Here is a 15458-nt window from a genome sequence, read left to right on the forward strand (position 1 = left end):
CGCCTATAAATAGGCGCTTAATATTCAATTAGATATTGATTGAAAGATTAGCCAGCGACTTTAACGTCTTTGCTTTCTTCTTTCATCATGCGGTTCAGTAAAGGTACTGTTGCCCACATCACTAAACCAACAATTAAGGTCACAATACCAATTTTACCAAATACATCAGTGTAAATAGGTAATGTTTGTAGTGGATCAGTAATACCTTCTGGTGCTGCTGTGAAAGTCGCTACATAACCCCCTAACAGATAAGCCGTGGCTTGTGTTAAGAACCACATACCTAAAATAAAGCCCATCATGTATTGCGGTACGAATGCTGCAACCATTGCTAAACCTAACGCACTGATCATCAGTTCACCTAAGCTCTGGAATAAGTAAACCAGAACGATAAACCAAGGTGATGTTAAGCCTTGAGCATCGGCAAACCACATACCTGATGCTGCCGCTGTAAGGAATCCTAATGAGCACAGAAGCATACCAGCAGTAAACTTCGCTGGCATTGAGAAATCTTTACCTTTCGCGCCAAAATGGCTGTAAGCGATAGCAAGGATTGGGCTAGCAATAATGATCCAGAATGGGTTTAGTGCTTGGAAGCTTACAGGGTTAATATCAAAGCCTAAAAGCGTGTGATGAACATTATGAATAGCAAAGAAGTTCAGTGAAGTTGGCATCTGAGCATACAGAATGTAGAAAACAACAGCTTCTAACATCAGAACAAATGCAACATACATTTTATTACGAGCAACTCTGTCTTTTTGTTTAAACGCTTCACGGAAATAAATGAAGACAACAATAATAGACAAGCTAACTAAGACAATATTTGCAATCATAACGTTGTGCAATAACCATGCACAAACAAATACCATAGCAATTGAGCCAGCAATAACTAATAACAGTTTGCTAAAGTTCATCGGTAAATGGTCTGGTTCAGAACCAATATTGGCAACCATTTTACGACAGAAGAAATAAACTAATAACGCCATGAGCAAGCCAATACCACAGATATTATAAGTCAGTGCATATCCGTAACGTTCAGCAAGTACCGGGGCGATAGATAAAGAAATTAATGAGCCGATATTGATCGACATATAAAATAGCGTAAATGCGCCATCAAGACGTGGATCTTTAGGTGGATAGCATTTCGCTAATAAACTTGCAGGATTGGCTTTAAATAAACCATTACCTACTGCGATAGTTCCCAATGCGTAGAAAATTAAATTAGGATACATAATTGACATACCAGTCATGAAATAACCGATAGCCAAAACAATAGCACCTAAAACAATGGTTCGTTTTGTTCCTAATAAGTGGTCACCAACATAACCACCAATAGAAATAAGCCCATAAACCAGTGCAGAGAATGCACCAAAAGTAATGAAAGCCTGTTCTTGAGAGAAACCGAGTTTACTAACAAAATAAACGGCAAGAATACCTTGTACGCCGTAGTAACCAAAACGTTCCCATAATTCTACAAAGAAAATCATAAAGAATGGTTTAGGCTGTTGTAATAAACCGACTTGAGCGGGTTTATCCATATCTGTAATGCCCCTAATTATTATTTATTTTCAACAACGATGTTATTTACTCACATTCACGAGGAATGTTACACGACGGTAACATTATCTGTCGCATTTAGAGTGATGTTTGCAAATTTAAGAAGGTAATCAGCAAGTCGAGTAGACTAATATATTGATGGAATGACTTCTCAAAGGTTGATCACACTGTGGGTAAGATTAATACCAGATTGAAAAAAATATTCATTAGTTTATTTTAAAATAAAGTCATTTAATTGATCTTTGGTATAAAATATAATCAGGAAGATTATTATTTGTTTGTATTTTAATCTGAGTAAATTAAATAAAGATACAGGATAAAAGTAGAGAGAAAATATTTTTGATTATGTGACTGATTGATTCTAGAAAGAAATTTTTCATTATAATTAAAAATTAATCTTTTATAACAAACAGATGTTAATAAATATTTAATAAATATCTAAACGCTAGTGAATGTTATTTGGTTAAATAAATATTCATTTAATATAAATAAATATTTAATTTATGATGTGATTATAATCAATAAAAAAACGCCCTTATTAAAAGTGCGTTTTTATCTTGAGGTAAAATAGGTGAAATTTAAACAGGGATTGGTACTTGTTCATTTTTAACAGAATGGAAACGACGCTTGAAATAAATAAGCCCATCACCATCTTCACGCACCGAAATATTCTTAATTTCGGTCATATAAACAAAATGTGTACCCACTTGGCGTACATCATAAATATCACCTTCTAGGCAGGCAAGCGCATTTGTTAATACGGGTTGTTGTAATTGTCCGTTTTGCCATCCTGGTTGGGTAAAGCGCTCAGCCATCGCAAGCCCTGTCATTCCGGCGAAATGACATGCCATTTCTTCTTGCTCATGATTCAATATATTGATGCTTAATTTTCCATTTTCTTGAAAAATAGCGTTCATTTGGCTTTTACTGTTGATGCAGACCATCACGGTAGGCGGGTTATCAGTAACAGAACATACAGCTGTTGCTGTTAAGCCACAACATCCCGCATCACCATTTGTTGCCACGATATTGACCGCAGCACCTAAGCTTGCCATCGCATCCCGAAAAAGTGGGTTAGCCTGTTTTTCCTCAGACATTATTTACTCCTACTGCCAGACTTCTCGTCTGTGGGCGTCTTCACTTAAAATAATTATTAGTTAGATAACTAAAAAAATCACCTAACTACTTCGCTAACAAAGTTGTGATGTTATTGCCGGTTTCTTTGTTGCGTTGTTTTAAAGCCGTAACGCTACCGCGCATGAACAAAGATAGCAATCTTTCTTTGTTACAACTCGTTAACTTTATCTCAAATAACGGTGAGACAACCTTATCGCTAAGCGCCATTATTCCTAATATAGAGGTAGGATAATAGGCAAATTAGGCTACTTTTTTTGATTGATAAACAGATAACACAAATTGCCAATTCATAAAAATTGCGTATAGCTCAAGATGTTGCGGAAGATGAAATTAATCCTAAAAAAGGAACATGGGTGATAAATTGCACAAAGGGAAGAAAATTGCAAAAATTGAGTCAACTTTATTTATTTGTTAATATGAATAATTGTAACAATTAGTCTATTCTTAGAATATAGTCATTTTATAAACCATAAACAGCGGTACTTTTTCACTGTCTATATTGAGTGATATTTTGTCATTTCACCTATAACACCATATAAAGAGCTTCTTGATTATGCATGAATCATTAACTATCGCGCTATTACAAGCTCGGGAATCTGCAATGGGTTTTTTTCGACCTGTTCTCAAAGAGCATAATCTGACAGAACAGCAGTGGCGGATTATTCGAGTACTTGCGGATAAGCGTTCTATTGATTTTCACGAATTAGCGCAAAAAGCGTGTATTCTTCGACCTAGTTTAACGGGCATTCTGATTCGAATGGAAAGGGACGAATTAATTTGTCGTTTAAAACCCGTGAGTGACCAACGTAAGCTGTTTGTCTCTCTTTCTGCTAATGGTCAAAATTTATACGATATAATTCAGCCTAAAATAGATAAGGGCTATCAATTAATTGAGCAAAAATTTTCCACTGAAAAATTACAGCGACTGTCAGGTCTATTAAAAGAGTTGATTGCTTTAGAGGCTGATGACTCGGCGCAAGCTGAAAAATAAGTTATCTTGAAAGTAAGAAAAAAAGGTGATGTTTAGCACATCACCTTTTGGACTTTTATCAGTGGATAGAATTATTGTTTACCTAACACATGTAAAAAGTGAATGTGTTTTTCATACTGATCAAGAATATCGTGAATGATTTGTTCTTTCGTCCAACCCATTACATCGTAATCTTGCCCACCTTCTTTTAAATGAATTTCAGCACGATAATATTTATGTTCTTCGTCTTTTTCTTCATCACTTAATCCAGCTAAAGCAAAGGCAGGTTGAGTATAAAAACGTAGGCGAACTTCATAGAAGAAATTCATGTCATCGCCTAAATCGACTTCAAAACCAATTCGATCATCTTCTTCATTATGGATAAAACATTGCGTTGCTTGCTTACTTAACTCAGCAGATACCATTTCCATTGAGGGTTGGATCACTTCATCCATAAAACGTTTTACATGAGAGCGTTTAGGAAAATAGGCAATATTTCTTAAACGGCGTTGCCAAGGGATCGGATTGCGGCTTGCTGGTGGTGCAATTGTCGTGAGTTGTTGGCTATCACGTTTATATACATCCACTCGCAATGCTTTTATTAGTCCATAAATAGAAGCAAGCAATACTATCGAGAAGGGAAGTGCACTTGCAATGGTTACTGTTTGTAGTGCAGTTAAACCACCCGCTAACAATAAAGTAATTGCAGAAACGCCCATTAAACCCGCCCAGAAAATGCGTTGCCATACTGGTGTTTCGCTATCACCACCAGAAGCTAAAGTATCAACAACCATCGCGCCTGAGTCTGCTGAAGTCACAAAGAAGACAACGACCATCAACATCGCAAAGAAGGATAAAACAGATGAGAATGGGAAATAATTTAAGAACTCAAATAAAGCCAATGACACATCTTGTTGTACGATATTGGCGAGGGCTTCTGCCCCTTTATCTTTGATTAAATGAATCGCTGTGTTACCAAAAACGGTCATCCAGAGTAAAGTAAAACCAGCAGGAACAAACAGAACACCGACAACAAATTCACGAATAGTACGACCTCGTGAAATACGTGCGATAAACATCCCTACAAATGGTGACCATGAAAGCCACCAACCCCAATAAAGCAGTGTCCATCCCCCTAACCAATCACTCGATTTTGGTTCGTATGCATAAAGATTAAAGGTTTTACTGACAATTTCGGATAGATATCCCCCTGTATTTTCAACAAATGATTTTAATATCAATACAGTTGGACCGAGAATAATGACTAATAAAAGAAGAATAACCGCCAATCCTAAGTTAAGTTCAGATAAAAAACGAATGCCTTTTTCTAAACCAGAAACAACAGAAATGGTTGCAAGCCCTGTGATCACAACAATCAATACGACTTGAATCGTTGGGTTAATAGGTACATTAAAGAGGTGGTTTAAACCCGCATTAACTTGTAGAACACCAAAACCAAGGGAAGTTGCGACACCAAATACGGTTCCCATAACAGCGAAAATATCAACAGCATGACCAATTGGGCCATGTATGCGATCACCAATAATTGGGTAAAGTGCAGAACGCAGTGTTAACGGTAAACCATGGCGATAAGAGAAGAAAGCTAAGATCAAAGCGACAATGGCGTAAATTGCCCATGCATGTAATCCCCAGTGGAAAAAGGTTAATCGCATGGCTTCTTTTGCGGCTTCTATGGTTTGAGCTTCACCGGTTGGAGGCATCAGATAATGCATAACAGGTTCAGCAACACCAAAGAACATTAAGCCAATCCCCATTCCTGCTGAAAAGAGCATGGCAAACCAAGCAAAATAACTAAAGTGAGGGCGAGCGTGATCAGGGCCTAATTTGATTTCACCAAATCGAGAAAGCCCTAAATAAGTCACACTCAGCAAAATCAATGCAACGGCTAGAATGTAGAACCAACTCGCATTCGTGAAGAGATTTTCCTGAAGATGACTGAGTTTATCATTTGCCAGCTCTGGAAATAATGCAGAGAAGCCAACGACCAATAAAATTAATAATGCAGATGTATAAAAAACGGGAGGATTAATTTTCATCCTAACTTTTTGAGGGGTTATATCGTTTTGTTGACTCATAGCTAACCTATTTTTTGTTATTTTCCTAGAAAGAGACTTTTCGCTATCAATTTTCTGATTGTCTATGTGATCAGAAAAGAAAAGTTCATAAGAAAATTTGAATAAAGCATCAAATTAGTGTGATGTTTTATAAAAAGAACGGAAGTAAATTATTTTTTCCGTAAGATGAAGAAAATGACAATTAAATCAATTTATTGCTGTTTTTTGTTTATAGCTGCTTTCGCACTTTAATAGGTTTCTCCTGTTGAAAAAAGGAGAACATGGTTACATTTTTTGCTTAATCGATCAACCCTTGTCTTTTTTATGAACAAAAAAAGCCAGTAAAAATTTACTGGCTCACAAATCATCAAAAAAACTGAAATCGGATTATTTGTTTTCAGTTTTTAACTCATCAATTTTTTGTTTCGCTTGATCGGTTAATTGATCCGCTTTATCAAGTGCTTTGTTTTCAGTTTCTTGGGCTTGCTGTTTTACATCATCACTTGTTTTTGCAGCATCACCTTTTAGCTGATCAATTTTGTTGCCTGCTTCTTGCATTAGGTTATCTGCTGTTTTACTCGCATCTTGTTTTAACTCTGCGGCTTTTTCAGATAATTTGTTACCTTCAGCTTCTAGGTTTTGCTTAACTTCTTCAGCTTTTGCAGCACTTGCATCTTTTAGCTCAGCTGCTTTTTGTTCAGCTTTATCTTTTAGCTCTTGAGCTTGTTGTGTTAATTCATCTGCTTTTGCTGATGCATCTTCTTTCAAGTCAGCAGCTTTATCTTTGGCTTGTTCAGTTAATTCATTCGCTTTATCTTGCGCAGTTTCGGTGACTTGAGTTGCTGTCTCTTTCGCCTTGTCAATGCCTTCATCAACTTTTTTAGATGAATCATCACAACCAGCTGTAATGGTAACAAGACCCGCTAGAACCAATGAAGTAAGTAGTTTTTTATTCATTTTTTTCTCCAAAATATGTGTTCAAAAACAATTCAGTGATATCCCGCGTAAAAACTAGAAAAGGCGAGAAACTATTGCGTTGATTGTAAGAGATTACGGCAAAACTATCTTAATAAGTATAGTGCGAGTCTTAAAATCAACAAACCTAAGTATATTAAGTGTTTTTTCTTAGTCAAATCCCATGAAAAACAAAGTAAAAATAATTTAGATTTTTATCTAGATGAGATTTTCTGCTTTATAATAAGTGCAGAAATTATTGGAAATGTGAGACGCAAATGGAATATTACTTTCTGGTTATTATCAAATTTATTATTGGTTTTACTATCATACTAGCCCATATGAATTTATCGGGTAAAACACAACTCTCCCAATTAACACCTATTGATTTTATTGGTAATTTTGTGCTCGGTGGCATTATGGGTGGGGTAATTTATACCGATGCGATCCCTCTTTATCAATATATTATCGTCTTCTTAATTGGTGTCTGTTTTATCTCTTTGCTTAATTATATCAGCAAACATTTCAATTTTTTCCGTGCAGTGACCATTGGTAATCCTATTCCTATTATCAAGAAGGGAGAGTTTATTATGGAAAACATCATGGAGAAAAAAAATAAAATAGACATTCTTAACATCACGTCTCGTCTTCATGCTCAAGGTATTCATTCATATCAGGAAGTCAATTACGCCCAGATTGAACCTGATGGACAAATCACGGTGGTATGTGATGGTGCAAAAATGCCTTCGATTATTGTCATGAAAGACGGAGTTATTCGAACATCAGAATTAGCGCAAATAGAAAAAGACGAAGTGTGGCTACAAGATGAGATGAAAAATCAACATATTGATAAACCAGAAGATGTTTTTTTGGCGGAATTTTGGGATGGCAAAGTGAATTTTATTTTGCAAGATGGAAAGATAAAACGTACCGCGCTATTGAAGGATAATTAAAGAAGTTTAAATCAATGGTTGGATGATTTGTGAATAGCGAAATGGCGACATCATGCCGCCATTGTTATTTAGCGAAAATGCCATTACAACTTAAATACCTCAAAATCAGAAGCCATTTCAGTATGGCTAAAGATCTGTTGGCTTTCATTGAGTAACTCAACGCAGTCTTCGGGTAAATAACGGCTACTAATATGAGTAATAATCAGCTTTTTAGCATTAGCCTCTTTTGCTAATGTTGCCGCTTGCACAGTTGTTGAATGCCCGCGACTATTTGCTTGTTCTGTCATTTCATGCTTAAACGTTGCTTCATGAACAATAACATCGGCATTATTAGCCAGCTTTAATGCATTAGGTGTAGGTTGAGTATCCCCAAAAATAGCAATACAACGACCTTCTATTTCATCACCAATATAGTCTTTACCATCAATTGTTCGTCCATCTGGTAATGTTATAGTTTTGCCTTGCTTTAAGTCTTGTAACCAAGAGCCTGCTGGAATATTTTCCGCTTTCAGTTTTTCTGCATCTAACTTACCTGGTTTGTTTTCTTCTTCTAAGCGGTAACCAAAACAAGGTACGGGGTGAGACAATGCCTCACAACTGACTTTCATACCTTCTTCTTCAAAAAGAAAACCCGCTTTGTCAATTTCAACAATATTAATAGGGTAAGTTAAATAGGATTGGCTTAATGTTAGCGACGTTTCTATAAAGGCTTTTATACCCGTAGGACCATATACTGTTAAAAGTGTTTCCGTTCCACCCATTGAGCGACTACAAAGTAATCCCGGTAAACCAAAAATATGATCGCCATGTAAGTGGGTAATAAAAATTTTATTTAAACGCGGTAGTTTCACGCGGGTATGCAATATTTGATGTTGTGTCGCTTCACCACAATCAAACATCCACATACTTTTTTGTTTATTTTGTAAATCGAGCACCATACTGGTGACATTGCGATCTTTAGAAGGAACGCCTGCGTTAGTGCCTAAAAAAGTGAGCTCCATAATGAAATATTATTCTCCATGTCGAATTTGTTCCCAACTTAAATTGAATTTCGCAAGATACTTACGTAGGCGATCGGCATCGTTGGGTTGTTTTTTATTTTGTCTTGATACTGCGAAAAGTTTTCTACCAGCTTCTGAGAGTGTTGATGATTGCTGACACGTTTTGATAACGGTATTCAGTTGGCTAAGATCGAAAAGATCAATATCAGTGCTATTAAATAAAGAAGAGGAAGCAACTCCCCAATTTTGTTTTAAACGTTTAATTTCTTCATCAACAAGAGGAAGGGTAATACGACCATTTTCGGCAAGTGTTGCCATTCGCGTTATACTAGCACTAAGTTCACGGAAATTACCACGCCATAATGCCTGTTCAGACGTTGCAAATCGAATATAGTGTGATTTTGCATCAGCGTTAAAACGGATTGCCTTTTGATAAAGCTTTGCAAAGTGATGCAATTCATAATCGATATTAGGCTCAATATCCTCTTTACGATCGGCTAAACCCGGTAATGAAAAAGACCATAAGTTGATCCTTGCATAGAGATCTTCACGAAAAAGTCCTTTCGCAATTTGCTTGTCCATATCACGATGCGTTCCTGCGATCAGCTGAAAATCACTTTGTACCTCAGTATCTGAGCCATAGGGATAAAAAGATTTCTCTTCTATCGCTTTAAGCAACATGGCTTGCTCATCAAGTCCTAACTCTGCAATTTCATCAAGAAATAAAATCCCTTTATCGGCTTCTCTTAATAATCCTTGTCTGGTTTGTAATGCACCTGTAAATGCCCCTTTTACATGCCCAAATAAAGTGGACATCGCATTGTCACCACGCAAAGTGGCACAGTTAACAGCAATAAAACGACCTTTTACAAAATGGCGAGACTGTCGTAATTCATAAATACGCTGAGCAAGGAATGATTTCCCAGCGCCTGTAGGGCCTGTTAATAAAATAGGCGCAACGGAGCGCAATGCAACACGTTCAATTTGAGCAATTAAAGTATTAAAACGTTCATTACGTGTGGCGATCCCCGATTTTAAGAAAGAGAGGGACTCATTATGGTAATGCTCAAATCGGCTCGTTAGTTTTGTATAACGGCTTAAATCGAGATCAATAACAGCATAACTACCTGTGGATGATTGTACTGTTTTGTTGCCATCTTCATTTTCTATTTTAGAAGAAGGAGAGGTTTGTAATAGTTTTGCAGGTAAGTAATGGGCTTCAGTCAGGAGGAACCAGCAAATCTGGGCAATGTGCGTACCTGTTGTGATATGTACATAATATTCTTCATTTTCAGTATCAAATGGGTAATTTACTGCAAAATCAAGAAAGTGACTATAAACCTCTTCTAGATCCCAAGGATCACAAATATCAATTTCGTAAGGTAATACCTCTGTGTCAGGGGAGACAGTATGAATATCTTCAGTGATTTTTGACGCTAACATTGAATCATTAGGTTGATGGATCATGACCAATCGACTAACGGGGAAATCTTTTTGATGGCAAATCGAAATTGTTGGGCGCCATGAGTTCCATCTTTTATGACTTTTACCTCGTTTATCTAATGTTGTGCCTAAAACACCAATCACCACTTTGCGTTTCATTAAGTTATCCCTACTTATTTTTTATCTATATTTATAAATGTATAGATAAAAAGATAGGTTTTTATCATTTTTAATTCAATGGCTAAATATTTAAAAATTACGTTAAAAATATTTTTTCAAATAAAAACAATGAATTAAAAATATTTTTAGTGAGATTTAAAAACTTGGCACGATCCTCGCAATATTATGAGTGTCTTGAGCAGATTTTAAATCTGGTAGGCACATAAAGAACACTCTGTGGTGTTATCTAAATGTGTTCCTCCACATCGGGACTCTGTAGGTGAAGAGGGTTATTTTCAGGTTCGATTCCTGACACCAAAAACCATTACAAATCCAAATGTAAAATTAAAGATAGAAAATCGTTGTGACAGCAGTACCGTCACCTTGCTTATCCACCAGCAACTACGCTGGATTGAAGGCAGAAGAAGAGACAAACAAAGTAACGTTCCTCTCTTGTTTTCCCTTCGATTTCGCCAAGTTTGTTCGTGGAAAGCAAGTCACGATAAAAATGGTAATAAAAGAAAGCTAATAATAAAGAAGAGCAAAAGGAAGCAATGATGATAAGAACAACAATAAAAGTGAAACAAGGACAGCTGGGTTTATTAAAGAAGGATGATGAGTATATTGACGTCCTTGTAGCTGGTGAGCATAAATTTTTCGATCTTCGTCGCCAATTAAGTGTTGAGCTGGTGGAGTTAAACGGCCCTGCAATTGAAAAAGAGAAAGCCGAGTTTTTACGCCAATATCATCCAGAATGGGTGAGTGAATATTGTTTTGATATTGTGCTATCTGATGAAGAGATTGGCTTACTCTATGAAAATAGCTCACTCAAAGAGATCTTAGCGCCGAGTACTCGCCGTCTCTATTGGAATTATGCACAACGCTCAATGGAAGTGTTGTCAGCAAATGAATTGGAAGTTTCGCCAACTTTGGTTAAAAAATTGCAGCATCCAAAATTACGTAACCAAACTGTAAAAGGCAGTGAAGGTGTATTAAGTGTGGATATTCCGACATGGCATGCTGGCATTATCCGTGTTGATGGTGAAGTTCAATCACTATTGCCACCGGGATTAAAAGGCTATTGGCGTTATCAGCACAAAGTTGATGTTGAGGTTGTTGATATGCGCTTACAAACACTCGATGTGAGTGGTCAAGAGATCTTAACGAAAGATAAAGTAACATTACGCATTAATTTGTCAGCAAGTTGGCGTTATAGCGATGTGCTTTCAGCGTACCAATTACTGAGTTCACCTCTTGAATTCTTATATAAAGAGTTGCAGTTTGCGTTACGCGAAGCCGTAGGAACAAGAACATTAGATGAATTATTAGAGAATAAAACGCTGATTGACACCTTAGTGAGTGAAAAAATCAGTGAAGTGACTAAAGGATATGGTATTGAAGTGGCTTCATTAGGGGTAAAAGATATTGTTTTACCAGGCGAAATGAAAACGATTTTAGCGCAAGTGGTTGAGGCAGAAAAATCAGCACAGGCTAATGTTATTCGTCGAAGAGAAGAGACATCCGCAACGCGTTCTTTATTAAATACGGCAAAAGTGATGGAAAACAATCCAGTAGCCTTACGATTAAAAGAGCTAGAAACCGTAGAACGTATTGCAGAACGTATTGATAAGATTTCCGTTTATGGCGGTTTAGACCAAGTATTAAACGGGTTAGTACAAATTAAAGGAGCACAGGCATGATATTGGATCATCAAATAGTAAAAGAAGCAGGAACTGCTGAAATCAAAATGTGGACAAATGGTGTACCTGTTGAAGCAGATGCTCTAAAACAACTTATTAATACCGCGAAGATGCCTTTTATTTTCAAACATATGGCGGTAATGCCAGATGTTCACTTAGGGAAAGGTTCAACAATCGGGAGTGTTATTCCAACAAAAGGCGCGATTATTCCGGCTGCTGTTGGTGTGGATATTGGGTGTGGAATGATTGCGGTGAAAACATCATTACACGCAAATGATCTACCAGATAATTTATTTGCCATAAGAACGGCAATAGAAAGAGCAGTACCTCATGGAAGAACAAGTTATCAATCAGGGAATGATCGTGGTTCATGGAAGAACCCACCTAAACTTGTTGATCAACATTGGCAACAACTTGAAGGGCGTTTTAAGGTTTTAACCGATAAGTACCCACGTTTACGAAATACGAATAACTATCGTCACCTTGGTACATTAGGAACAGGAAACCACTTTATCGAATTGTGTCTTGATGAATCAGATAATGTTTGGGTAATGCTACATAGTGGCTCTCGTGGTGTTGGTAATGCTATCGGTACGTTATTTATACAAATGGCACAAGAAGATATGAGGGAGCATATCGCTAATTTGCCTGATAAAAACTTAGCGTACTTAAAAGAAGGAACGCTTTTCTATGATGACTATATAGAAGCCGTAGAATGGGCACAGGATTTTGCCCGACATAATCGTGAAATTATGATGGAACGCGTGTTGGCGGCATTATCGACACAAATAACTAAACCTTTTACGACACAGCAACAGGCGGTGAACTGCCACCATAACTATGTACAAAAGGAAATGCACTTTGGCGAAGAAGTACTGGTGACTCGAAAAGGAGCCGTTTCAGCTCAGAAAGGTGAAATGGGGATCATCCCTGGTTCAATGGGTGCTAAGAGCTTTATTGTAAAAGGAAAAGGAAATGCCGAAAGTTTCTGTTCATGTAGTCATGGCGCAGGACGTGTAATGAGCCGAACAGCAGCGAAAAAAGCTTTTAGTGTTGAAGACCAAATTCGAGCAACAGCACATGTGGAATGTCGAAAAGATGAAGATGTGATTGATGAAATTCCGATGGCTTATAAGGATATTGATGCTGTTATGAAGGCTCAGTTATCACTTGTTGAGGTTGTTCATACACTACGACAGGTTGTTTGTGTAAAAGGATAATTGTATTTTTTAAGGAAATTAATAACTATCCCCAAACGATAACGTTGGGGATAGTGAGATATGAAAGCGTGTGCATGGAATGCAAATGAATAAAATTTTTAAGAATAGATATTTTCTTTAAATAAGACCCTTATTTCTTGATCGAAAATCAAACAAATAATGTTTAATATTATTAATAAATAAAGACTGATATTAAATTTATTGCCTTCCAATAAAGATAATCAAAAAAAGAATAATGATATTGGGTTATTCTTTAATTAGAAAACGATTATTAATAAATTATTAATACCTGCAATCGTGATTATTTATTTAATATAAAACAATTCCTAATTTTCTTAGTTATATTAAAATTAACTGTATTCTTATTGAAAAAATATAGCCTACTCTATTTAGTGTATTAATTCTTAGAGAATATATTAATTAAATAAATATTGTTAATTTCTTGCGTCCCAAATGTGAACAAAACGTTTTGAATTACTTGCGGTATAGATAACAGTATGTGAAATATTACGATGTCCTAAATAATCTTGAATTAAACGAGTATCTCTACCTAAATCAGCGAGTGCATAGCCACATGCATGGCGTAACATATGGGGATGAGGGGCTATGGATACATTAGCATCTTTACCTAAACGGCGAAGTAATCCATACACTTGTTGACGAGAAATTGGACCTGTTTTTTGGGATAAAAAGACCCATTCTGAGTCAGCCTCTCTCCATGTTTCCCTTTTTTTCAACCAGTTAACTAACGCTTCATACTCCTCTTCGATAATCGGTTGTGTTGTTGATAAACCGCCTTTTAAGCGTCTGACATAGAGTATTCGACTTTCTAAATCAATATCGCTTAAGGTTAAATTACATAGTTCACTCACGCGAAACCCATGTAAAAAACACATTAAAAACATACAGTAATCTCTTTCTGGATACCGTCCTTCCTTTGCTTGCTTCAAAATAGAATTGATCTCAAAACGTGTAAGAAACTTGCGCTGCTTCATTTTCATAACCTTTTCAATGAGATAACAAGGAACAAAAGTCAATTGATGCATCACTATAACAAGTAATATGCATCAATAAAGAGTTGTATTTTTTTTATGCTTACACTTTTACTTGTTCATTTTAAACAAGTTTATTGAAAGTTTATTTATTTTTAGAAAATGAAAGTGATTGATTGAAAAAGCGAAAAATGAGTATGGATAGGAATTTGGTTATCTTTAGAGAAATAAACAGAATACACCAAATTGTTTACTATTATTCTCTGGCTTCTCACTTAAGTCAAATTTAATGTTAATCACTTATCTTAATTTATTTAACATATTGATATTTATCATTATTTTAAAAAACAAATATGATTGGTTACTTTGTTTAAAATCCAGAAATAATTTTTTTTACTTTTTTCACAAATTATAGTAATTGCACTAAGAATTATAAACTCTTTTTTCGATATTTAAAGTTTGATTATCTAAATGTGTTTAATTTCGAGATGAAAATTTTTAACAAAACAATTTGGTGTATTTTGTTTTGTTTCTAACGATATTTAATTTCGTTTTGGACGGGCACAAGTATACCAAAATTCAAAAACTCAATAAGTGAGTCATTCAATTAGGAATAATTCAATCCTAATGAATTTATTATTTTTAATGTCTTCGTCCTTTATATTTTAGGAAACAAAAAGATGAAATTAAATAAATTAGCGTTAGTTCTTGGCTTAGGTTTAACTGTTGCTGCAGGTTCTGCTTTTGCTGCTGATCAAGGTCACGGTACCGTTAAATTTGTTGGTTCAATTATTGATGCACCTTGTTCTATTCATCCTGATTCAGAAAATCAAACTGTTCCATTAGGTCAAATTTCTACTGCTTCATTAAAAGATGGTGGTCGTAGTAATTCTCGTGATTTTAAAATCACTTTAGAGAATTGCACAACAGAAACTTATAAAACTGTTCAAACAACCTTCACTGGTTCAGAAGATGCAAACATCTTAGCAGGTTCTTTAGGTATTGAAGGTATCGCTAAAAATGCTGCTGTTGTTATCACTGATGCAGGTGGCAAACAAATCAAATTAGGCACACCAAGTGCTGCTCAAACATTACGTGATGGTAATAACGATCTGAACTTTGCTGCTTACTTACAAGGTTCTTCAGCAGAAGCTGCCGTTCCAGGTGACTTCACTGCAATCGCAACTTTCGCACTGACTTATCAGTAAGAAAAAATAAGCACAGTACAAGGATGTACAGTGCTTTATTTCCTGTGTCTATTTTTAACGATTTTTTTCTTACGGAGAAAAATATGAATCGC

Annotated in this window: 13 protein-coding genes; 6 read left to right on the forward strand and 7 right to left on the reverse strand. The window is 36.0% G+C overall.

The window, feature by feature from the left end; all coding sequences use genetic code 11:
* Positions 1 to 47: 47 nt before the first annotated feature.
* Together dtpB and hpaC are read right to left on the reverse strand one after the other, a co-directional pair.
* Complete coding sequence (gene dtpB, locus JEP71_RS08000; protein ID WP_198619424.1) at positions 48 to 1535, reverse strand: dipeptide/tripeptide permease DtpB; 1488 nt, start codon at positions 1533 to 1535, stop codon at positions 48 to 50.
* Positions 1536 to 2132: 597 nt separating this feature from the next.
* Positions 2133 to 2651, reverse strand: a complete 519-nt coding sequence (hpaC, locus tag JEP71_RS08005) for a 4-hydroxyphenylacetate 3-monooxygenase, reductase component (RefSeq protein ID WP_198619425.1) — start codon at positions 2649 to 2651, stop codon at positions 2133 to 2135.
* Positions 2652 to 3244: 593 nt separating this feature from the next.
* Between hpaC and hpaR the strand changes: the two genes are divergently transcribed.
* Positions 3245 to 3682 (forward strand): homoprotocatechuate degradation operon regulator HpaR, encoded by a 438-nt coding sequence (gene hpaR, locus JEP71_RS08010; protein ID WP_109371512.1) that lies wholly within the window; start codon positions 3245 to 3247, stop codon positions 3680 to 3682.
* 71 nt (positions 3683 to 3753) lie between these two features.
* Here hpaR and betT read toward each other — a convergent pair whose 3' ends face one another.
* Entirely contained in the window at positions 3754 to 5757 is a 2004-nt protein-coding gene (gene betT / locus JEP71_RS08015) for a choline BCCT transporter BetT (protein WP_198619426.1), read from the reverse strand.
* Positions 5758 to 6123: 366 nt separating this feature from the next.
* Positions 6124 to 6693: a hypothetical protein gene (locus JEP71_RS08020; RefSeq protein WP_198619427.1), complete on the reverse strand. Its 570-nt coding sequence runs from the start codon at positions 6691 to 6693 to the stop codon at positions 6124 to 6126.
* A gap of 275 nt (positions 6694 to 6968) precedes the next feature.
* On the opposite strand from JEP71_RS08020, the gene JEP71_RS08025 reads away from it, so the two are divergent.
* Positions 6969 to 7643, forward strand: coding sequence for a DUF421 domain-containing protein (locus JEP71_RS08025; protein WP_198626063.1), 675 nt, complete (start codon positions 6969 to 6971; stop codon positions 7641 to 7643).
* Between the two features lie 83 nt (positions 7644 to 7726).
* Here JEP71_RS08025 and rnz read toward each other — a convergent pair whose 3' ends face one another.
* Together rnz and rtcR are read right to left on the reverse strand one after the other, a co-directional pair.
* Positions 7727 to 8644: a ribonuclease Z gene (rnz, locus tag JEP71_RS08030; protein ID WP_198626064.1), complete on the reverse strand. Its 918-nt coding sequence runs from the start codon at positions 8642 to 8644 to the stop codon at positions 7727 to 7729.
* Positions 8645 to 8653: 9 nt separating this feature from the next.
* Positions 8654 to 10246: an RNA repair transcriptional activator RtcR gene (rtcR, locus tag JEP71_RS08035; protein ID WP_198626065.1), complete on the reverse strand. Its 1593-nt coding sequence runs from the start codon at positions 10244 to 10246 to the stop codon at positions 8654 to 8656.
* Between the two features lie 364 nt (positions 10247 to 10610).
* On the opposite strand from rtcR, the gene JEP71_RS08040 reads away from it, so the two are divergent.
* The 3 genes from JEP71_RS08040 to JEP71_RS08050 are packed head-to-tail and all read left to right on the forward strand — an operon-like array spanning position 10611 to position 13166.
* Positions 10611 to 10775, forward strand: a complete 165-nt coding sequence (locus tag JEP71_RS08040) for a hypothetical protein (RefSeq protein ID WP_198619430.1) — start codon at positions 10611 to 10613, stop codon at positions 10773 to 10775.
* Positions 10776 to 10806: 31 nt separating this feature from the next.
* Positions 10807 to 11946: a slipin family protein gene (locus JEP71_RS08045; protein WP_109372061.1), complete on the forward strand. Its 1140-nt coding sequence runs from the start codon at positions 10807 to 10809 to the stop codon at positions 11944 to 11946.
* Positions 11943 to 13166 (forward strand): RtcB family protein, encoded by a 1224-nt coding sequence (locus JEP71_RS08050; protein WP_198626066.1) that lies wholly within the window; start codon positions 11943 to 11945, stop codon positions 13164 to 13166. The genes JEP71_RS08045 and JEP71_RS08050 overlap by 4 nt, the downstream gene beginning before the upstream one ends.
* Positions 13167 to 13600: 434 nt before the next feature.
* Here the strand turns inward: JEP71_RS08050 and mrpI are convergent, their stop codons facing one another.
* Positions 13601 to 14161 carry a phase variation DNA invertase MrpI gene (gene mrpI / locus JEP71_RS08055; protein WP_109371496.1) on the reverse strand — a complete coding sequence of 187 codons (561 nt, stop codon included), beginning with the start codon at positions 14159 to 14161 and terminating at the stop codon, positions 13601 to 13603.
* 677 nt (positions 14162 to 14838) lie between these two features.
* Between mrpI and JEP71_RS08060 the strand changes: the two genes are divergently transcribed.
* A complete protein-coding gene (locus tag JEP71_RS08060) occupies positions 14839 to 15366 on the forward strand; it encodes a fimbrial protein (RefSeq protein WP_196532222.1) in 528 nt (175 codons plus the stop codon).
* The last annotated feature ends 92 nt before the right edge of the window (positions 15367 to 15458 follow it).

It is taken from the genome of Proteus sp. PR00224 (genome assembly GCF_016238105.1).
Classification (GTDB): domain Bacteria; phylum Pseudomonadota; class Gammaproteobacteria; order Enterobacterales; family Enterobacteriaceae; genus Proteus.